The sequence below is a fragment of the Novosphingobium profundi genome (genome assembly GCF_018491765.1).
GTDB lineage: Bacteria > Pseudomonadota > Alphaproteobacteria > Sphingomonadales > Sphingomonadaceae > Novosphingobium > Novosphingobium profundi.
Genome location: NZ_JABWCU010000016.1, coordinates 117,798 through 136,807 on the forward strand (window position 1 = coordinate 117,798; position 19,010 = coordinate 136,807).

At 67.3% G+C, this 19,010-nt stretch carries 23 protein-coding genes; 14 read left to right on the forward strand and 9 right to left on the reverse strand.

Annotation, left to right across the window (positions count from 1 at the left end; all coding sequences use genetic code 11):
* Window positions 1–3: 3 nt before the first annotated feature.
* From HT136_RS18655 to HT136_RS18690, 8 genes are all read right to left on the reverse strand, one after another.
* Window positions 4–768, reverse strand: coding sequence for a sigma-70 family RNA polymerase sigma factor (locus HT136_RS18655; RefSeq protein WP_214201326.1), 765 nt, complete (start codon window positions 766–768; stop codon window positions 4–6).
* On the reverse strand, window positions 765–2,894 hold the full coding sequence (locus HT136_RS18660) for a flagellar biosynthesis protein FlhA (protein WP_214201327.1): 2,130 nt from the start codon (window positions 2,892–2,894) through the stop codon (window positions 765–767). Before HT136_RS18660 ends, HT136_RS18655 begins: the two co-directional genes overlap by 4 nt.
* Window positions 2,891–3,850 carry a transglycosylase SLT domain-containing protein gene (locus HT136_RS18665; RefSeq protein WP_246543894.1) on the reverse strand — a complete coding sequence of 320 codons (960 nt, stop codon included), beginning with the start codon at window positions 3,848–3,850 and terminating at the stop codon, window positions 2,891–2,893. Before HT136_RS18665 ends, HT136_RS18660 begins: the two co-directional genes overlap by 4 nt.
* Before the next feature lie 75 nt (window positions 3,851–3,925).
* Window positions 3,926–4,258, reverse strand: coding sequence for a flagellar protein FlgN (locus HT136_RS18670; protein ID WP_246543895.1), 333 nt, complete (start codon window positions 4,256–4,258; stop codon window positions 3,926–3,928).
* A complete protein-coding gene (locus HT136_RS18675) occupies window positions 4,259–4,585 on the reverse strand; it encodes a flagellar biosynthesis anti-sigma factor FlgM (RefSeq protein WP_214201328.1) in 327 nt (108 codons plus the stop codon).
* A 121-nt stretch (window positions 4,586–4,706) separates the two neighbouring features.
* Entirely contained in the window at window positions 4,707–5,228 is a 522-nt protein-coding gene (locus HT136_RS18680) for a flagella basal body P-ring formation protein FlgA (protein WP_246543896.1), read from the reverse strand.
* A gap of 70 nt (window positions 5,229–5,298) precedes the next feature.
* On the reverse strand, window positions 5,299–5,760 hold the full coding sequence (locus HT136_RS18685) for a hypothetical protein (protein WP_214201329.1): 462 nt from the start codon (window positions 5,758–5,760) through the stop codon (window positions 5,299–5,301).
* Window positions 5,757–6,431 carry a MotA/TolQ/ExbB proton channel family protein gene (locus tag HT136_RS18690; protein ID WP_214201394.1) on the reverse strand — a complete coding sequence of 225 codons (675 nt, stop codon included), beginning with the start codon at window positions 6,429–6,431 and terminating at the stop codon, window positions 5,757–5,759. The genes HT136_RS18685 and HT136_RS18690 overlap by 4 nt, the downstream gene beginning before the upstream one ends.
* A gap of 248 nt (window positions 6,432–6,679) precedes the next feature.
* Here HT136_RS18690 and flgB point away from each other — a divergent pair, with 248 nt between their 5' ends.
* From flgB to HT136_RS18760, 14 genes are all read left to right on the forward strand, one after another.
* Window positions 6,680–7,027: a flagellar basal body rod protein FlgB gene (gene flgB / locus HT136_RS18695; protein WP_214201330.1), complete on the forward strand. Its 348-nt coding sequence runs from the start codon at window positions 6,680–6,682 to the stop codon at window positions 7,025–7,027.
* A 2-nt stretch (window positions 7,028–7,029) separates the two neighbouring features.
* Window positions 7,030–7,437: a flagellar basal body rod protein FlgC gene (flgC, locus tag HT136_RS18700; RefSeq protein WP_214201331.1), complete on the forward strand. Its 408-nt coding sequence runs from the start codon at window positions 7,030–7,032 to the stop codon at window positions 7,435–7,437.
* Window positions 7,434–7,781, forward strand: a complete 348-nt coding sequence (locus HT136_RS18705) for a flagellar hook assembly protein FlgD (RefSeq protein ID WP_214201332.1) — start codon at window positions 7,434–7,436, stop codon at window positions 7,779–7,781. The genes flgC and HT136_RS18705 overlap by 4 nt, the downstream gene beginning before the upstream one ends.
* 25 nt (window positions 7,782–7,806) lie before the next feature.
* Window positions 7,807–8,622, forward strand: coding sequence for a flagellar hook-basal body complex protein (locus HT136_RS18710; protein ID WP_214201333.1), 816 nt, complete (start codon window positions 7,807–7,809; stop codon window positions 8,620–8,622).
* Between the two features lie 24 nt (window positions 8,623–8,646).
* Window positions 8,647–9,414, forward strand: a complete 768-nt coding sequence (locus HT136_RS18715) for a flagellar basal body rod protein FlgF (RefSeq protein ID WP_214201334.1) — start codon at window positions 8,647–8,649, stop codon at window positions 9,412–9,414.
* A 23-nt stretch (window positions 9,415–9,437) separates the two neighbouring features.
* Window positions 9,438–10,226 (forward strand): flagellar basal-body rod protein FlgG, encoded by a 789-nt coding sequence (flgG, locus tag HT136_RS18720; protein WP_214201335.1) that lies wholly within the window; start codon window positions 9,438–9,440, stop codon window positions 10,224–10,226.
* A gap of 2 nt (window positions 10,227–10,228) precedes the next feature.
* A complete protein-coding gene (locus HT136_RS18725) occupies window positions 10,229–10,897 on the forward strand; it encodes a flagellar basal body L-ring protein FlgH (protein WP_214201336.1) in 669 nt (222 codons plus the stop codon).
* A 10-nt stretch (window positions 10,898–10,907) separates the two neighbouring features.
* Entirely contained in the window at window positions 10,908–12,011 is a 1,104-nt protein-coding gene (locus HT136_RS18730; RefSeq protein WP_214201337.1) for a flagellar basal body P-ring protein FlgI, read from the forward strand.
* The gene (locus HT136_RS18735) at window positions 12,008–12,355 is read left to right on the forward strand and encodes a rod-binding protein (protein WP_214201338.1); all 348 of its coding nucleotides are present in this window, start codon (window positions 12,008–12,010) and stop codon (window positions 12,353–12,355) included. The genes HT136_RS18730 and HT136_RS18735 overlap by 4 nt, the downstream gene beginning before the upstream one ends.
* Before the next feature lie 3 nt (window positions 12,356–12,358).
* On the forward strand, window positions 12,359–13,699 hold the full coding sequence (gene flgK, locus HT136_RS18740; protein WP_214201339.1) for a flagellar hook-associated protein FlgK: 1,341 nt from the start codon (window positions 12,359–12,361) through the stop codon (window positions 13,697–13,699).
* 12 nt (window positions 13,700–13,711) lie between these two features.
* The gene (locus HT136_RS18745; protein WP_214201340.1) at window positions 13,712–14,632 is read left to right on the forward strand and encodes a flagellin N-terminal helical domain-containing protein; all 921 of its coding nucleotides are present in this window, start codon (window positions 13,712–13,714) and stop codon (window positions 14,630–14,632) included.
* 66 nt (window positions 14,633–14,698) lie between these two features.
* Entirely contained in the window at window positions 14,699–15,562 is an 864-nt protein-coding gene (motA, locus tag HT136_RS18750) for a flagellar motor stator protein MotA (RefSeq protein WP_214201341.1), read from the forward strand.
* A 1-nt stretch (window position 15,563) separates the two neighbouring features.
* Window positions 15,564–16,397, forward strand: a complete 834-nt coding sequence (locus tag HT136_RS18755; protein WP_214201342.1) for a flagellar motor protein MotB — start codon at window positions 15,564–15,566, stop codon at window positions 16,395–16,397.
* 81 nt (window positions 16,398–16,478) lie between these two features.
* Window positions 16,479–17,111 (forward strand): YceI family protein, encoded by a 633-nt coding sequence (locus HT136_RS18760; RefSeq protein ID WP_214201343.1) that lies wholly within the window; start codon window positions 16,479–16,481, stop codon window positions 17,109–17,111.
* Window positions 17,112–18,071: 960 nt separating this feature from the next.
* Here the strand turns inward: HT136_RS18760 and HT136_RS18765 are convergent.
* Entirely contained in the window at window positions 18,072–18,893 is an 822-nt protein-coding gene (locus HT136_RS18765) for a flagellin N-terminal helical domain-containing protein (RefSeq protein WP_214201344.1), read from the reverse strand.
* Window positions 18,894–19,010: the final 117 nt, after the last annotated feature.

The following is a 19,010-nucleotide window of genomic DNA, read 5'->3' on the forward strand; positions in this document are numbered from 1 at the left end:
GGGTTAGAGAACGTCGGCCACCCCGGAGAGGCTCTCACGCAGCTTGGCAAGCGCCTGCGCCTTGAGCTGATGCACGCGCGGGACGCTGACCTGAAGCACCTCGGCGATCTCGGACAAGTTCAGCTCCTCGACAAAATAGAGCGAGACGACCAGCCGCAAGCGCTCGGGCAGTTCGGACAGTGCCGCGACGACCGCCCCGCGCATTTCCTCGTCGGCAAGCAGCTCGAGACTGTCCCTGGTTTGGGCCGCAAAGGCCGGGTTCTGGTCGGAGTAGACTTCCTCGATCGATTCGAAGCGCAGCGGCTGGCTGGAATCCTGCATTGCGGCGAGCTCGCCCTCGTCCATCCCCAGCGCCTCGGCCAGCTCGCGCAGAGACGGCGCGCGACCAAGGCTCGCGCGCAAGTCGCTTTCCCGGGCCTCGATCTGGCGACGCCGCTCGCTCGCCCCGCGCGACATCGGCACCGTCTTGCGCACGAGATCGACCATCGCGCCGCGCACACGCAGCTTGGCGTAGGCGGCAAAACCGTCTTCGGTGGGCCCCGCGTGCTTCTGTGCGCATTCGGTGAGGGCAACGAGCCCCGCCTGCATCAGATCCTCCAGCTCAATGCCCGGACGGCCCGTCCCGTTGACGTGCCAGGCAAGACGCCGGACCATCGGCAGGAAGCGACGCACGCGGTCGGCCACGTCCTCGCGGTGACCGCCAAGGCGGGGGCTGCGCCCACCGACCGAATACGTCGGCGGCGACAAGGCGGCTTGATCGTGTTTCATGCGGCCAGGCTTTCGGCGGGATCGGGAGACATCGGGTCGGGACCGGGCAGACCCGGCGTGGGCGTGCGCGGCGCGCCCACCACGTCGATCACCTCGATCGGCTGGGTAGGCGGCAGTTCGGCGATCGAGAGGACAAGACAACTGGGCGCGCGCAGGCGCAGCAGTTGCGCAAGCGCCCGGCGTGCGCGAGGCTGGACGACCAGCGCGAGCGGCACCGCATGGGCTCCGCGCGCGTCGGACAGTTCGGCGATGTGGCGTCCGATCGTGGCGGCAAGGTCGGGCTCGATCACTGGCTGGCCGGTGGCCGGGTCCATCATCCCCGAGACGATCGCGGTCTCGAGCCCGGCGTCGAGCGTAATCACCGGCAGGCGCACGCCGGGCGGACAGACCCGCCCGACGATCAATGCCCCGAGATCCGCACGGACGAGTTCGACGAGCCGGTCGTGCTCGACGCTCTGCTGCACCGCCCGGCTGAGGCTGGCGAAGATCGGCAAGGGGTGCGCGATCGGGATGCCGTCCTCGAGCAGGTTGCGCAAAAGGCGGGTGAGCGCGGCCAGCGAAAGCGGCTGCGGGGTGATCGTCTCCACCAGCTGCCCCGCATGGTCCTTGAGCCCATCGACGAGCGCCTTCACTTCGTCCGGGCCGAGCAGGTCCTGCGGACGTTCGGCGAGGAGCTGGTTGAGATGCGTTGCGATCACGGTGCCGGCATCGACCGTGAGGAAGCCTTCAGCGATGGCATGGTCGCGCGCGGCGGGAGCGATCCACAGCGCGGGGCAGCCGAAACTCGGATCCTGGGTCGCCTCGCCGCGCACGGTGTGACCCTTGCGCGCCTCACCGGCATCGATGGCGAGGACCTTGTCGGCACGCAGGTTCGATCCTCCCAGCACGACCCCGCCCAGCACGATACGGTAGTCGTGGGGTGCGAGGTCGAGCGCGTCGCGTACGCGAAATTGCGGGACGATAAAGCCGAAGGCCTGGCTGAGCTGCTTGCGCACCCCGGTGACCCGGCTGACCAGCGGCGAGCCGTGCCGCGCGTCGACGAGCTGGACGAGGCCATAGCCCAGCTCGATCGTGACGAGGGTGTGGTCGGAAACGTCCTCAAGGCTGATCCGCGCCGGGTCGACGGGCACGGGCGCCTCCTCGACCGGCATCGCGCCGCGCGCCGCACGCTGGCGCAAGGCGCGCCAGAGCCACAAGGCAAGTGCGGCGGCGGGCAGGAAGATCGTCTGCGGCATCGCGGGAATCATGCCGATCGCACCCAGCACGACCGCGACCGGAAGCCAGGTTTCCGGGTTGGCGAACTGTCCGCCGATCTGCCCGGCAAGGTCGCGGGTATCCGAGACGCGCGTGACGATGACCGCCGCCGCGATCGAGAGCAGCAGCGAAGGCACCTGCGCCACGAGAGCATCACCGATGGCAAGCGTGATGTAGGCTTGCGCCGCATCGCCCGCCGACATCGCGTGGCTGATCATGCCGAGGCAGAAGCCCGCGACGATATTGACCCCCAGGATCAGCAGCGCGGCGATGGCGTCGCCCTTCACGAACTTGGAGGAGCCATCCATCGAGCCGTAGAAGTCGGCTTCCGTAGATACTTCGCGGCGCCGCGCTTTGGCCTCGTCGGCGGTGAGCAGGCCCGCGGCAAGGTCCGCGTCGATCGCCATCTGCTTGCCCGGCAAGGCATCGAGCGTGAAGCGCGCCGAGACTTCCGAGACGCGGCCCGCCCCCTTTGTCACCACCACGAGGTTGATGATGACGAGGATCAGGAAGACGAAGATACCGACCGCGAAGTTGCCGCCGATGAGGAAGGCGCCGAAGGCCTCGATCACCTTGCCCGCCGCCTCGCCGCCCTCGTGGCCGTGGACCAGCACGACGCGCGTCGAGGCGACGTTGAGCGCTAGGCGCAGCAGCGTGGCGAAAAGCAGGACCGAAGGGAACGAGGAAAAGTCGAGCGGCTTGTCCGCGTTCATCGCCGCCATCAGAACCGCCACCGAAAGCGCGATGTTGAGCGTGAAGGCGAGGTCGAGCACGAAGGCGGGCACCGGCACGATCATCAGCACGATCAGCGTCAGGATGCCGACCGGCAGCGCGACCCCCGAGGGATCCTTGATACGCCGCAAGAGGTTCACAGCCCGAACCTCGCCAGCTTGCCGTAGGCGCTTTGTACGTTGCCCGGGAGTGCCGCGTCGGAGGCGCCGAAGGCGCCGCGCAGCGTGTCCGCCATGGAGACGGTCGCGACCTTGGGCGCCGTAGCCGTAGCCGTAGCCGTAGCCGTAGCCGTACGGGCGGCATGGAATTCGCGCGCGATCGGTCCCATCGGCGCCGCGCCCGGTTGTCCCGCCAGAGCGAGCCCGGTCGGCACAAACGCGCCTGCCTGTCCGGCAATTTCGCCGAGGTCGTCGGGCAGGCTGGGCGCATTGGCCCCCTCCCCAAGCGCGCCCGACATGCGCGAACGCAGCAGGTCCATCACCCCGGACACGCTGCGCGCGGTCCCGCTCGCGGTGTAGAAGATCGACCGGTTGGCCGCCGCCGCGCGCGGCATCAAGGCGGCCGCACTTGCGCCCGGTTCGCTTGCCAGAGCGCCAAGAAAGTCGCGCGCGCCCGCACTGCCGAGGAAATGGGCCAGATAGAGTTCGGTGGAATCGGGCTCGCGGCCAAGTGCAACGGTAAGATCGGCGCGGTTGTCGCGTGCCAGTTCGGCGGCCATCAGCGCCGAGGCCTCGGGGTTGAAGCGCAGCCCCAGCACCTGTTCGCGCATGTCGCCATCGCGCACCTGCCCACCCGCGATGACCTGGCTGACCCAACCCATACCGTGGTCGGCACCGTGGCGTCCCAGCGTTCCAAGCCAGGTCGCGTCGGTGAACTGGAACAGCCCCGCCGCGCTCGATGTTCCCGCGCGGGCGCTGGGATCAAGCCCCGATTCCAGCCGGGCTTGCGCCATGAGATACTGGAAGTCGACACCCGTCGCGTCGGCCGCCCGCGCGATCGCGGCTCGGGCGCGCGTCTCGGACATGCCCGCGCGCGCGATTGCCGGGCGCCCGACCGTCGCGCCGCTCTCGCCTCCCGCTGCTCGTGCCTCGCTCAAATGGGAACTCCCGAAAGATGGCTTCGGGTCGGGATCAGCAAGGGCCGTGCCATTTCGGAACCGGCCTCGCGTGGATCAGGGCCGCCCTCCGGCGACCGCGTAACCGGCGTGCGCGCGGTAGAGCTGCGGACTGCCGGTCAGCGCATCGAGACGCTTGGTGACATTGGCCGCAAGAATGTTGCGAACCTGCCGGTTGACCTCGTTGAGGCGCCGCGCGGTGTCGAGCAGCCCCCGGCACTCCTCGTCGAGGCCACCGCCGCCCAGCGCATCGAGGCGCGCGCAAAGACGGTCCTTGTCGCCCGTCGCGCCGACGATGCCGTCGAGGTCGAGTCCGGCAAGCGCCTGCCGCTCGGTCTCGAGAACGGCAAGCATCTGCCGCAAGGCGCCCTGCAGATCGGGCGAAGCCATTTACTTCGGGCTCCGCAGGAGGACGCCCGCCGCAATCATGGCATCGGCGATCTGGGTCGGGATGACCGGGTACTGTCCGGCCTCGACCGCCTTGCGGATCACCGAGACCCGGTCGATGTCGACCGGCGGCGCGCCGGGATCGAGCGCTGCGGAAGTCTCGACGCTGGGGCTCGTCTGCGAGGGGGTCGTCTGCGAGGTCTGGACGGCTTCGGACCGGACCGGGCTTGCCGGCTGAACCCCGGTCACGTCGTCGCCGCCCGACAGGCGGGCCGGGCGCGCGGATATCGGTCCGACCGATTGCGCAGGTCCCACTTCGATAGGTGGCATCTTACCGCTCCTTGAAAGATTCTGGTCTAGAGAACGGCCGTTCCGCTCGCGCTTTAAGGGCTGTTCCGAAAGCTCTCTTAAGACCCGGGACTCTCGGGCGTTTTCAACGGCATGGCAGGCATCAGGGCAGAGGCAACGCAACCAGACCGGGGCGCACGACACGCGCGCGCAGCTCCTGCCCGCCACCACGTCGCACCAGCGCCGGTCGCACCCGGATCCAGGCCCCGACGCCGCCCGCCTCGAGCGCTTCGCCGGGTTGCGAGACAGTAAAGCCCTCGCCGGTCACCGCGATCGAGAGCGCATCGCCGCGATGGACCGCAAGCGGCAGCGGTGGCCTGGCATCAAGCGGCTCGGGATCAGGCTGGCGCACCGGCACGAAGAGGCGCCAGCCGCCCGCATCACCGCATTGGACCACCACGCTGTCCCGGCCTTGCGTGCGCCACGAGAGTGCAAGCGAGGTCTGGCAGCGCGTGAGCCGCAGGCGCCGGTCGAGCGGCGTCGTTGCTCCGCCCACCGCACCGATCGGTGCCCCTGTGAAGGCCGCCACCTGCCGCTCGATCGCCTCGAGATCGGCGAAGCCCGGCGCGCCCGGAGAGCTCGCCCCGGCCGCCGCGATTGCCATGATCAGACTGCTTGCTCCCATGTCGTGCACCGTGTTCCTCGGTAATGCCCGCAAGGCCTGCCGGCGCAGGCGCGATCTTGAGGTGGAGCAATCATCGTGCCAGCCCCGCGTCCGGGTTCGCGGCGTCGAAGGCGAGCGCCGCGCGCACGGCGCCGGATCCGGGCTCGACGACGACGCGCGCGCGCATCCCTGCAGCGGAGGCCTCGCGGGCAAGCCGCAAGGCCTCCTCGACAGCGGCACCAAGGCCCTGGTGCCGACCGGCGTCGTAGTGCGCGGTGATCGTCAGCTGCTGGCGCGGATCGGGCGCCTGCTGGGCCAGCCAGTCGCGCAACGGGGGCGCGTCGGCGGCCGCGATGTAGACCGACAGCGGCTCCGCGATCGCGGGCGCTTCGGCACGTTCCTGCCGCGCCGCGGCAGTGCTCTGCCATGCCTTGCCGCTTGCGCCGGGCACGGCCTTTCGCGGTGTGCTGACCGCCGCGGCGGTGACCATGAACAGGATCAGCGACAGATCGGCCAGCGAGGTCTGCCAACTGACCGACGCGCGCCCGCTCATCGCCGCTTCGCCACGCTTGGGGGCGCACTCGGCAGCAGGTCGCCATGGCGTGGCAGGGCCACGGCGACCTGCTGCTCGAGCCAGTCGAGCACCTCCTGGCGCGCCTTTTCCTCGTCGCCCGCCCGGCGCGCGACCATGCGCGCCAGCGGCGCGAACACCATGTTGCCGAGCAGCAGGCCATAGAGCGTGGTCAGCACCGCCATCGAGATCGCCGCCGTAAAGCTGCCCCCTTCGCCGCCACCTGAGGGCAACTGGCTCAGCGAGACCAGCGTGCCCGCCAGGCCCAGCACCGGCGAGAGATCGGCGGCCTGCCCCAGCGTACGCACCGCACGCATGTTCTGTTCGGCCCGGCGGCGCTTGTGCGCGATATGCGCGGCGTGCAGCGAGGCGGCCGAGCGGGTGCCGATGAGTGCGCCGGTCGCCTCGTCGAATTCGGGGTCGCCCGAGTGGTGCGGTTCGGTGCGGATGACCCCATCCTGCTGCATCTCCTGGACATGAACCGCGAGCTCGGCCTTGAGCAGGCCGGCATCGAAGCGTCTGCGGGCGAGGCCGCGCAGGGCTCGCAAGGCGGTCGCGCTGTCGCCGAGACCGCAGCGCAGCACCGTCGTGAGCACGGTGCCGCCTACCACGATCAGCGCGCTTGGGCCGTCGAACAGCGTTTCGGGCGACATCACGGCTGCTTCCATTCCATGGCTCGGCGTATCCTTTCCCGGCTCGTCCTCCAGCCAAGAACGGCACCACCCGGACAAATTCAGCCCTGCCCGCGCTTTGCCGCCCATCCGGCAACTCCTTGCCGCCCGGGCCCCCCGCGAACTTCGAACCCACCATGTGAACGGCCGCTGCGCGGCGATCGGTCGCATCTGGCACGCCCCTTGCTGATCACCCAGGACGGAACACCGGCAAGGTAGAAGGAAGCAACATGCCGCAGGACCTGTTCGGCATTCACGGCAAGGCACTGGAGCTGCGCTCGCAGCGCATGGGGCTGATCGCCTCGAACATCGCCAATGCCGCGACGCCGGGATACAAGGCCAAGGACATCGATTTCGGCGCGGCTCTAACGCGCGCCGAAAACGGCAGCGACATCGACGCGGCGGCGCAAGGCGCCACGCTCTACCGGGTCCCGGTCATGCCCGCGCTCGACGGTAACACCGTCGAACTCCAGAACGAGCAGCTCGCCTTCTCCGAGAACGCGCTGGGCTATTCGACCACTCTCGAATTCATCCGCGGACGGGTCGACACCGTCAAGCGCGCGCTGCGGGGCGACTGACCATGGCCAATCCCCCGATGACGATCTTCACACTCGCCCAGCGCGGCATGTCCGCGCAGATGGTGCGCATGAACGCGGCGGCCTCCAACCTTGCCAACGCGGGCACGCTCTCGGCCAGCGAGGAAGGTGCCTACAAGCCGATCCGCCCCGTCTTCGCCGCCGACCTCGACGCCGCCAGCGGGCTCGCCTCGGTCGACGTTCGGGCCGTCGTGCGCGAACAGGCCGCCGCTGTGCGCCAGCACAACCCCGACCATCCGCTCGCCGACGCCAACGGCGACGTCTGGGCCTCTCCCGTCGATGAGAACGCCGAAATGGTCGAGATGCTCGAAGCCTCACGCCAGTACCAGAACCTGGTCGAGGCCCTTTCCACCGCAAAGCAGCTCATGCTCGAGACGATGAGGCTCAAATGACCGTCACTTCGATCACCTCCGCCACTTCCACCACGACCACCAGCGCGAAGACCTCGCTCGGCGATCTCGACCAGGGCGACTTCCTCAAGCTGATGATGACCCAGCTCCAGCAGCAGGACCCGTTCAACCCCACCGACCAGACCGAGATGCTCGCACAGATGGCGCAGTTTTCCTCGCTCGCGGGGACGACCTCGATGGCCGATACGCTGACCACGATATCCGGCCAGATGGACGCCTTGGTGAGCAACCAGGCCGCCACGCAGAGCGCGATTTCCGACCTCGCCACGTACGTCGCGGCCAGTCTTGCCTCCGCCACCGATCCGACCACCCCCGACGCCGCCTGAGCGCGCGCCACGAGAGAGAACGCCCATGTCCTACTATACCTCGCTGACCGGCCTCAAGAACGCGCAGACCGACCTCAACGTCATCTCGCACAACATCGCCAACGCCGAGACCACCGGCTTCAAGAAGAGCGACACCGCCTTTGCCGACATCGTCTCCTCCTCGATCCTGACCGACCCCGCGCTGACCACGGGCATCGGCGCCAGGGTCAGCGCGATCGTCCAGCAGTTCTCGCTGGGGCCGATCGAGCAGACCGGCTCGGCGCTCGACGTGGCGATCAACGGCGAAGGCTTCTACACGGTCGTCTCGCCGCTCTCGGGCGAAACGCAGTACACCCGCGCGGGCTCGTTCACCGTCGATGGCGGCGGTTACATCAAGAACGCGCAAGGCATGCGCCTCCAGGTGTTCCCGGTCGATGCCACCGGCGCGATCACCTCGACGACGACGCTGCAGGACGCGATGATCCCGGCCCAGAACGCGGCCGGCGAGGATTTCGCGGGCGTGACCATCGATTCGACCGGCCAGGTCGTTGCGACCTACGCCGATGGCAGCAACACCACGCTGGGCGTGCTCGCGCTCGCCAGCTTCGTCGCCCCCACCGCGATGCGCCAGGAAGGCAACGCCAGCTGGTCGGCGACCGGCGTCTCGGGCGCGGCCAAGTACGGCCAGCCGGGCTCGGGCCTGTTCGGCAACCTCATGGCCGGCTCGCTCGAACGCTCCAACGTCGACATCGCCGAAGAACTGGTCTCGCTGATCACCGCGCAGCGCAACTTCCAGGCCAATGCCAAGGCCGTCGACACCGCCACGCAGCTTTCGCAGACGATCATCAACTTGCGCAGCTGAGGTATCTGACGGGAGCCCCGGACGATGGACCGCCTGATCTACACCGCGCTTTCGGGCATGGCCAATTCGATGACGCGCGAACGCGTGATCGCCTCGAACATGGCCAATGCCCAGACCATCGGCTTCAAGGCCGAGGTCCTCAACGCCACCCCGATGACGCTGGAAGGTCCGCAGCTCGAAGTGCGCGCGATGTCCAGCGCCGACGTCAAGGGTGCGCTGATGAAGGACGGCGCGGTGGTCAACACCGGCAACCCGCTCGATGTCGCGCTTTCGGGCAATGCCATGTTCGCCGTCCAGGCACCCGATGGCGGCGAGGCCTATACCCGGCGCGGCGACCTTTCGGTGACCGTGACCGGCGTTCTCCAAAACGGCGAGGGCCTGCCGGTCATGGGCCAGGGCGGAGCGATCACCGTGCCCCCCGGCGCGCAGCTCACCATCGCGCCCGATGGCGGCCTGCTGATGACCGATCCCGCCACGCCCGACCAGCCCCCTGCCCGGCTCGACCAGATCAAGCTGGTCTCGACCACCGGCTCGGCGCTGACCAAGACGCTCGACGGCCTGTTCCGCGTTCCCGGCGACGGGATCGCGGGAAGCCCGAACGAATTCGGCGTTCTGCCAACCGACGCCAACGCGCGGCTGATCCCGCAATCGCTCGAACAGTCCAACGTCAACGCCTCCGAAGTGCTGGTGGAGATGATCGCCGCCCAGCGCCTGTTCGACCTTCGCACCAAGCTCATCGAAACCGCACGCCAGCTCGACGAGGGCGGCGCGCGGCTGATGCGCCTCGACTGACCCGTCCAAAGGAAACCCGCAAGATGCCCTCATCCGCCCTCCAGGTCGCCCGCACCGGTCTCGAAGCCCAGGACACGCGCATGCGCGTGATCGCCAACAACCTCGCCAACGTCTCGACCACCGCCTTCAAGCGCGACCGTGCCAACTTCGCGACTCTCGCCTACCAGGACGCACGCGTCGCGGGTGCGGCCTCTTCCAACGAGACCACATATGCCACGGGCCTCAACCTGGGCACCGGCGTCGGCGTCCAGTCGACCACCCGGATGGAAACCCAAGGCTCGCTCCAGACCACCGGCAACAGCCTCGACCTCGCGCTCGACGGGAGCGGCTACTTCCAGGTGACCCTGCCCGGCGGCCAGCTCGCCTATACCCGCGCCGGCAATTTCAGCCGCTCCTCCGAAGGCCTGCTCGTCACCAGTCAGGGCTATCCGCTCGAACCGCCGATCACCATTCCCGAGGGCGCGACCTCGATCGCGATTTCCGAGGATGGCACCGTCTCGGCGCAGATCACAGGGCAGTCCGACCCCTCGCAGATCGGGCAGATCACCGTCGCCAACTTCACCAATCCGCAAGCCCTCCAGGCGATGTCGGACAATTTCCTGCTCGAGACCGCAGCCAGTGGCGCGGCGCAAATCGGCATCGCCGGACAGGAAGGGCGCGGCCAGATCCGGCAGGGCATGCTCGAAGCCTCGAACGTCAACATCGTCGAAGAACTGGTCGACATGATCGAGACGCAGCGCGCCTACGAGATCAATTCCAAGATGATCTCGGCGGTCGACGAGATGCTGCGCAACGCCAACCAGACGCTGTGACCATGCCGCGCTCGATCCTCCTCGCCTGCGCCCTCCTCGCGCTCGCGCAGCCGGCGCTGGCGAAGAAGCCGCCCCGCCCCTCCGGCTTCGAGGCCACCCTGCCCCCGGCCCCGAGCGCGCTGCCCCCCGCGCAGGCCAGCGGCGGGATCTATTCGGCCGCAGCCGGCTACGCCCCGCTCTACCAGGGCAACCGCGCGACGCGCGTGGGCGATCCGCTGACCATCGTGCTGCTCGAGACGACCACCGCTGCAAAGTCGGTGAGTTCGAGCAACGGCAAGAGCGGAGGCGCCTCCATCACGCCCCCCACGGCCGGGCTGCTCTCGTTCCTCAACCCCAACGCCCTTAACGCGAGCTCGACTTCGTCGTTCAAGGGACAGGGCAGCGCCGCGCAGACGAGCACGCTCGCCTCGACGCTGTCCGTCACCATCGCCGAAGTGCGTCCCAATGGGACCGCACTCGTCCGGGGGGAAAAGAAGATGCTGCTCAGCCAGGGTGACGAATGGGTCCGCTTCTCGGGGATCGTGCGCCTCGCCGACATCGATCAGGACAACACGATCGCCTCGCCGCGCGTGGCCGATGCGCACATCGAGTATTCGGGCAAGGGCGCGCTCCAGCGCGCGAGCACGCAAGGCTGGCTCGGCCGCTTCTTCAACCTGATCTCGCCGTTCTGAGGGAGCTGCCATGCACCGCCTGCTTGCCTGTCTCGTGATCGCGCTTCTGGCCCTCGGCCTGGCTCCGTCGCCGGCCCTGGCCGAACGGGTGCGCGATCTCGGCCAGTTCCAGGGCGTGCGCTCGAACCAGCTCACCGGCTACGGCATCGTCGTCGGCCTGCCGGGCACCGGAGACGACAACCTCGCCTATCTCACGCAGGCGATGAAGGGCGTCTCGGGCCGCATGGGCCTGACCCTGCCTGCGGGTGTCGCGCCCGGGCTCAAGAACGCGGCGGCCGTCATGGTTACCGCGGAATTGCCCGCCTTCGCCAAGCCGGGCCAGCGTATCGACGTCACCGTCTCGACCATCGGCAAGGCCAAGTCGCTGCGCGGCGGCGCGCTCATCCTGACCCCGCTCTACGGCGCCGACGGGCAGATCTACGCGATGGCCCAGGGCAATCTCGCCGTCGGAGGACTGGGCATTTCGGCCAACGACGGCTCCAAGCTGACCGTCAATGTACCGACCGTGGGCCGCATCGCCGAGGGTGCCTCGGTCGAGAGGGCAGTCGCGACCGGCTTCGACAGCGAGGCGACGTTGCGCTGGAACCTCTTCGCCGCCGACTTCCTGACCGCCGCGCGCGTGCGCGACGCGATCAACCAGAAAATGCCCGGCACCGCCTCGGTCGAGGACGGGGTGACGCTCGCGCTCACCCTTCCGCTCGAGTCCAACACCCGCGCCAGCGTCATGGCCGCGATCGAGATGATCGAGATCAAGCCCGCCGAGACGACTGCGCGCGTCATCGTCAACTCGCGCACCGGCACGGTGGTGATCAATTCGGCGGTGCGCCTGGCGCCGGCTGCGATCAGCCATGGAAAGCTCACCGTGCGCGTCGACGAGAAGCCCACCGTCGTCCAGCCCGCTCCCTTCAGCCAAGGCCAGACCGCGATCGAACCCAATTCGCAGATCACCGCCGAGGAGGAAAACCGCTCGGTCGCGCTGTTCGAACCGGGCGCTTCGCTTGCCCAGGTGGTCGACGCGCTCAACCTGCTCGGCGTCACGCCCTCCGACCTCGTCGCGATCCTCGAGGCGCTCAAGCAGGCCGGCGCACTCAAGGCCGAGATGGTGGTGATATGACGACGATTGCCTCCACCACCAACCTCGTCCTATCGCCCGAGCGCGGGCTCACTTCCGCGCCTGGCACCAGCGAGCGCGAAAAGCTCCACGAAGCCGCGCAGCACTTCGAGGCGATTTTCGTGCGCCAGATGCTGGCCGAGGCGCGCAAGACCAGCTTCGACAGCGAGGGGATCTTCTCGAGCGGCGCGCTGCAGACCTTCCGCCAGATGCAGGACGACCAGTTCGCCGACCTCGCCGCAAAGACCGGCGCACTGGGGCTTGCCAGCGTGATCGAGGCGCAGCTTGCGCGCCACCTGCCGCCGGAGACCGACGCCCCCTCCACCACCGCCACGGGAGAAAGCTGAGCCATGGCCTCCGACCTCATCGCAATGGCCCGCAGCGGCACCCGCGCCGCGCGCACCGCGCTCGAGATCACCTCGAACAACATCGCCAACGCCTCGTCCGAGGGGTACGTGCGCCGCTCGGTCTCGCTCACCGAAGTCGCGGTAGGCACGGTCAACGCCACCCCCACCGCGATCAACCTCGCAGGCGTTGCGGTCGCCGGAATCGTGCGCAACGCCGACCAGTTCCGCCAGTCCGAAGTGCGGCGCACCGGCGCGGACGCCGCGCGCGCGGCCGCCGAGGTCCAGGGCCTGGAAAACATCGAAGCCGCGGTCGAGCAGACCGGCGTCTACACCTCGATCGTCGATTTCGAGGCGGGCCTGCAGGCGTTGCTCGCCGATCCCACCGACGGCGCGCTGCGCGCCTCGGTGCTCGAGCAAGGACGCACGCTTTCCCAGACCATGAACGTTGCCGCCACCAGCCTCGACGCGGTCGGCGAAGGGCTGCGCTTCGAGGCCGCCGACGGGGTCGAGAACGTCAACCGCATCGCCGCCGAGCTGGCCCGCGTGAACTTGCGCCTTGCCCGCGCCTCGGACGCCTCGAGCGACCAGACCGCACAGCTCGACCAGCGCGACACGCTGCTCCAGGAGCTCTCGCAATACGTCGACATGAAGACCAGCTTCGCACCCGACACCGGCGTCGTCACGGTCACCCTGGGCGGAACTGCGGGCACCGATCTCGTCGCGGGCGGCGTCACGCGCACGCTGGCGATGACCACCGCGTCGGACGGCACGATCAGCTTCGACCTCGACGGCACGGCCACGACCATTTCTTCGGGCGCGATCGCGGGCAAGAGCCTCTCGCTCAACCAGGCAGCCATCACCCGCAGCGACCTCGACGCGGTCGCCGCCGGTATCATCACCGCGATCAACGCCGCGCAGACGAGCGGCGTCGACCTCAATGGCAACGCGGGCCAACCGCTGTTCTCGGGGTCCGGCGCGGGCGACATGACGATGATCGCGACCAACGGCTCGGCCGTCGCCACCGCGCCCGCCGGAGCTTCCGCGAACAGCCGCGACGTCTCCAACCTCGAGGCGATGCGCAGCGCGCTGGCCAGCGCGGATCCCGCCGGCGCGATGGATACCTTGCTGTTCGGCGTCTCGAGCGCGGTCGCGGGCCGGATCGTCACGCGCGACGCGCTCGATTCGATCGCCAGCACCGCCAAGGTCGCGCTTCAGGCGCAGGCCGGGGTCGATCTCGATCAGGAAGCGGTCAACCTCGTGCGCTTCCAGCAGGCTTTCGAGGCCAATGCCCGCGTGATGCAGGTCGCCACTGACATCTTCGATTCCATCCTGGCCATTCGCTGAGGTATCCGCGCCATGCCGATCGTCTCCACCAGCACCAGCGCCTTCTACGAACGGGCCCGTACCGACCTGAAGGACTTGCGCTCGCAGGCCGAAACCTTGCAGAGCCAGCTCAGCAGCGGACAGAAGCTGACGCGTTCCTCGGACAACCCCGTCGCCGCCTCGCGGCTGCGATCGCTCGCGCGGCTCGAAAAACTGTCCGAGATCGACGCCACCAACGCCAGCCGTGCCAACGCCGACCTCAACCTCGCCGACGCGGCCATGTCGGATATGGCCGACGCGCTGATCCGGGCGCAGGAGCTCGCCACCGAAGCCGCCAACGCCACCTTGACCGATGCCCAGCGTACCTCGATCGGGCAGGAGCTTGAGCAGATCTTCGGCAACCTCGTCGCACTTTCGAACGCGCGCGATTCGAACGGCCATGCGCTTTTCGGGGGCGAGAGTGCTGGCGATGCCTATAGTCTCGATGCGAGCGGAAACGCGCTTTACGTGGGTACGCCCGGCACCAGCGACCTGCCGCTCGGCGAAGGGCAGAGCGTGAGCCGGTCGATGACCGGTCCGCAATTCCTGTCCTTCATCGACAGCAACGGCAATGCCGCCGACTCTCTCGCTACCGTCAAGGCACTTGCCAGCGCACTGCAAGGAGGCTCGAGCGATCCTGCCGGCGCCGCGCGCGAGGCGCTGGGCAATCTCCAAAGCGGGCTCGACGCGCTGACCACCGGCCAGACGGTGATCGGCACGCGCCTCGCCTGGATCGAGCTCACCGACAACCGGCGCGTCGACCTGCAGGAACTGCGCCAGAGCGAAGAATCCGAGATCGGTGCTACCGACATCGCCACCACCATCGCCACCTTGCAGGAAACGCTGACCGTCCTGGAAGCAAGCCAGGCGAGCTTCACCAAGCTAGCCGGCCTCACCCTGTTCGACCATCTCTGAGCCCGGACCCGGCCCCGAAGCGCACTACCGCGCTTCCGGGCTTCTTACCGAGGGGGAAAGTTAACCATGTTTGCACTCATCGGCATCGTCATCCTGCTGGTGATGGTCTTCGGCGGCTTCGCGCTCACCGGCGGCGCGCTGGGCCCGGTGATGCACGCCATCCCCCATGAGATGCTGATTATCGGCGGTGCGGCGATCGGCGCGGTGGTCGCCGGCAACTCGATGCACGAACTCAAGGCGCTGGGCGCAGGCTTCGCGCGCGTGATCAAGGGCCCCAAGCACAACAAGCAGGACCACATCGACGTCATCGTGCTGACGGTGCGTCTCATGAAGATCCTGCGTTCGGAAGGGCCGGTCGCGCTCGAAAGCCACGTCAACGATCCCAAGTCCTCTACGCTCTTCGCCGAATTCCCCCGCATCCTCGCCAACCACGCGTTGACCGACCTCATCTGCGACACGCTGACCCTGATCGTGGTCTCCTCCGGCACACTCGAGGTTCACGCCGTCGAGGACGTCATGGACAATGCGATGAAGACCCATTTCCACGAGTTTCACGGCCCCCAGCACGCGATCCAGAACCTCGCCGACGCGCTTCCCGCGCTCGGCATCGTCGCGGCGGTGCTGGGCGTGGTCAAGACGATGGGCTCGATCGACAAGCCGCCCTCGATCCTGGGCGGCATGATCGGTTCGGCGCTCGTGGGCACGTTCATGGGCGTGCTGCTCGCCTACGGCATCGTCGCCCCGATGGCGGGCCGTCTCAAGCAGGTGAACGACCAGGACGAGATGATCTTCCATTGCGTCAAGCAAGTGATCATCGCCAGCCTCCATGGCTGGCCGCAGCCACTCGTGGTCGAAAGCGCACGCTCGGGCCTGGGCCACGCGTTCCGCCCGGGCCTTTCCGAACTGCTCGACGCGATGCGGGGCCGCTGACGTGGCCAAGAAAAAGGACGAGGCCCTCCCCCCGATCATCGTCAAGAAAGTGACGGTCGTCGAAGGCGGGCACCACGGCGGCGCCTGGAAGGTCGCCTATGCCGACTTCGTGACCGCGATGATGGCCTTCTTCCTCCTGCTGTGGATCGTGGGCGCCACGACCGAGAAGCAGCGCAAGGGGATCGCCGACTACTTCAGCCCGACGCTTGTCCAGACCCGCAAGCAATCGGCGGGTTCGGCTTCGGGTCTGCTCGGCGGCTCCTCGATCACCGACGCCGACAACTACCCGCACTCGATGGGCCAGACCGGGACCAAGGCGATCACCATTCCGCGCGACAAGACCGGGGGCGCGAAGGAAGGCGCCAAGCCGATCAAGCAGAGCTCGCGCGCCAAGGAATCGCTCGAGAAAAAGCTGCAATCGAGCGCACGCCTGCGCCGCCTCGCCAAGCAGGTACGCCTCGTCGACACGACGCAGGGGGTGCGCATCGATCTCGTCGACGATGCCGACTTCGCGATGTTCCGCCTCGGAACCACCGTGCTCACACCCGATGCCGCCGAACTGCTGCGCGCGATCGCCGAGGCGGTGGGCTCCAACCCTGACGAGCTGACCATTCGCGGCCACACCGATGCCCTGCCCTTCCTGCCGGGCACCGTGGGCAACAACTGGTCGCTTTCGGCGGGGCGTGCCGAAGCGACGCGACAGGCGCTCATCCGCGATGGCCTCGGCGAAGACCGCTTCCGCCGCATCGAAGGCGTCGCCGACAAGGAGCTCCTGATCCCGGCCGATCCCAACGATCCCCGCAACCGGCGCATCTCGATCACCTTGCTCGACTGAGGCGATGCGCCGGGCGAGACAGTAGCCAACTCCGGGCAAGCGTGGCACTCTGGCGCGAGACAAGCCCCGGAAGGATCTGAAATGCGCCGAATTCCACTCGTCCTGACCGCCTGCGCCGCCCTGATGGGAGTGGCGAGCACGACCGCCTCCTGGGGCACCGCCCCGAGCGCATCCGCACCACTCGCGGGCGACTGGGCGCTCGAGAAGCCCGCCTCGCATCTTTCTTTCGTCACCATCAAGGCCGGCCAGGTCGTCGAGGCCCATCGCTTCGACACGCTTTCCGGGACCGTCGGCGCGGACGGCAAGGCACGCTTCGCCATCGCCCTGGGCTCGGTAAAGACCGGGGTCGACATCCGCGACCAACGCATGCGCGACATCCTGTTCCAGATCTCGCAATTCCCCGAAGCCACCGTGACCACCCAGCTCGACCCCGCCAAGCTGGCAAGTCTTGCCGTCGGGCAGCAGGTCACCCTCCCGGTTACCGCCACGCTGTCGCTGCACGGCCAGGACGCCCCGATCGAGACCGACCTTGCGGTGACCCGCATCGCCGCCGACAAGGTGCAGGTCGCGACGATCAGCCCGATCATCGTCGATGCCGGCAGCTTCGCGCTCACCGAGGGCCTCGCAAAGCTCCAGGAACTGGCTGGACTGCCCTCGATCACCGAACAAGTTCCCGTGAGCTTCAGCCTGGTCTTCGACAAGACGGCGAAGTGACGCGCCTCGAGGCGCGACACGTTACTTGACCAAGGCCGTCACTCAAAATCGTTTAAATGACGAAATTCAAGAAAATTGTCCTATCTTCCTGATTAACCACGCGATAATACGCAGACCTCGTGGCGGCTCACACACGGTAGTCAGGAAGTAGGCCTTAGTATGGTTCAGTATTTTCTTTGCCGGTTCGGACGGCACGACCCGGACCGAAATCAGACCAAGTGGAACGGTTGGCATTTCGTGAGCCATTGCAAGTGTTGTGGTACGCCCCTTCGTCGCCTTCGCAAAAAGGTTTGGCGCAAGACTGTTGAGCGTCTCTGATTGCGACCGTCGGGGCGTGGGGCAAAGGAGGTCACGCCTCCGCCTCTCTGTCTCCGTCCGCGCAAGCACACCACCGCCCCGCAATCGCCAGACCCGCAACTGCGCCACTCGGGCCGAAGCGCCACCAGCGCACATTTTTATTGATTTATATCAAAATATTACGAGCAAAATAGGCCAAGCGCCTCGCCCTCCCGGTAAAGCCTAGAAGCTAATTTTCGGGAATCGCCATAACACAATCGTTTGGCTCGATTGCTGCAATCGTTTCGGACCAGAATCCCGCTTTTTCGTGCTTTTTGACCCTGCTACGCGTCGAATCGAGCCGACGGGGATCGGCGAATTGGTCGGAACATTTGATCGTGCGAGTCTTCACCATCATGCGGTGCCGTCTGAACAGACACGCGCCCATTCAACGTCGTGCGGCATGGGATGGAAGCCATTTCGTGAGTCGCTGCCAGATGTGCGGCACGCCCATTCGCCGCTTGCGCCACAAGGTCTGGCTCGAGGACTGGCTGCCGGAAATGCGGGCCCAGTTCCAGCGCCTTCAACGCAAGCCGAATGGGCCCGGCGGTCTGGGGAAGACACCGCCGAGCCCAACTGGAGGCCTACTTGGTCAGGGCAGGCCATACATTACTTGCGACCACTTTAGCGCAGCAGCGAGAGCACGTTCTGCTGGCTCTGGTTTGCCTGTGCGATCATTGCCGTCGAGGCCTGGCTGAGAATCTGCGCCTTGGCCATCTGGGTCGTCTCGCTCGAATAATCCGCATCCTCGATCCGCGATCGCGCGTCCGACAGGTTCGTCACGTTGTTGGTGAGGTTGTTGATCGCCGATTCGAGGCGGTTCTGCCCGGCGCCAAGCGAAGCGCGCGTCGCGTTGACGTCGGCCAGCGCGGCATCGACATTGTCGATGGTGGTCGAAGCCGAGGCCGCGTCACTGACGTCGAGCGCGGTGGCATCGAGGTTGGTCCCGTCGATCGTGGTCGAGGTCAGCGTGATCGTCTCGCCCGAATTCGCGCCGGTCTGGATGTCGAACGTCACGTCCGAACCCGAAGTCGAAAACAGCGCGTTGCCGTTGAACTTGGTGTCCGAAAGCACGTCGGAGATCTGCTCGGTCAGCGCGGTCACTTCCGACTGCATCGCCTCGCGGTCCGAATCCTGGTAAGTCGCCGAGGCCGACTGGATCGCCAGTTCGCGCACGCGCTGGAGCATGTTGGAGACTTCCGAGAGGCCGCCTTCGGCCGTCTGCGCCAGGCTGATACCGTCGTTGGCGTTGCGGATGCCCTGGCTCATGCCCTTGATCTGCGCGGTCATCGAGGTGGCGATGGCGAGGCCGGCGGCATCGTCCTTGGCCGAGTTGATGCGCTTGCCGGTCGACAGGCGCTCCATCGCGGTGCCCAGCATCTTGTTCGCGGAGTTCGAGGCGTTCGAAGCCTTGATGGCACTGATATTGGTATTGATAACTGACATTGAATAGCTCCCGTTGGCTGTCCCGAAGCCCGAACATGCCATCCGGCCCATCCGGATTGGCTGTCAGACCCTAGACCGGCAAGGCCCGCGTGTTTTTAAGGGGGCTTTCCAAGAGTA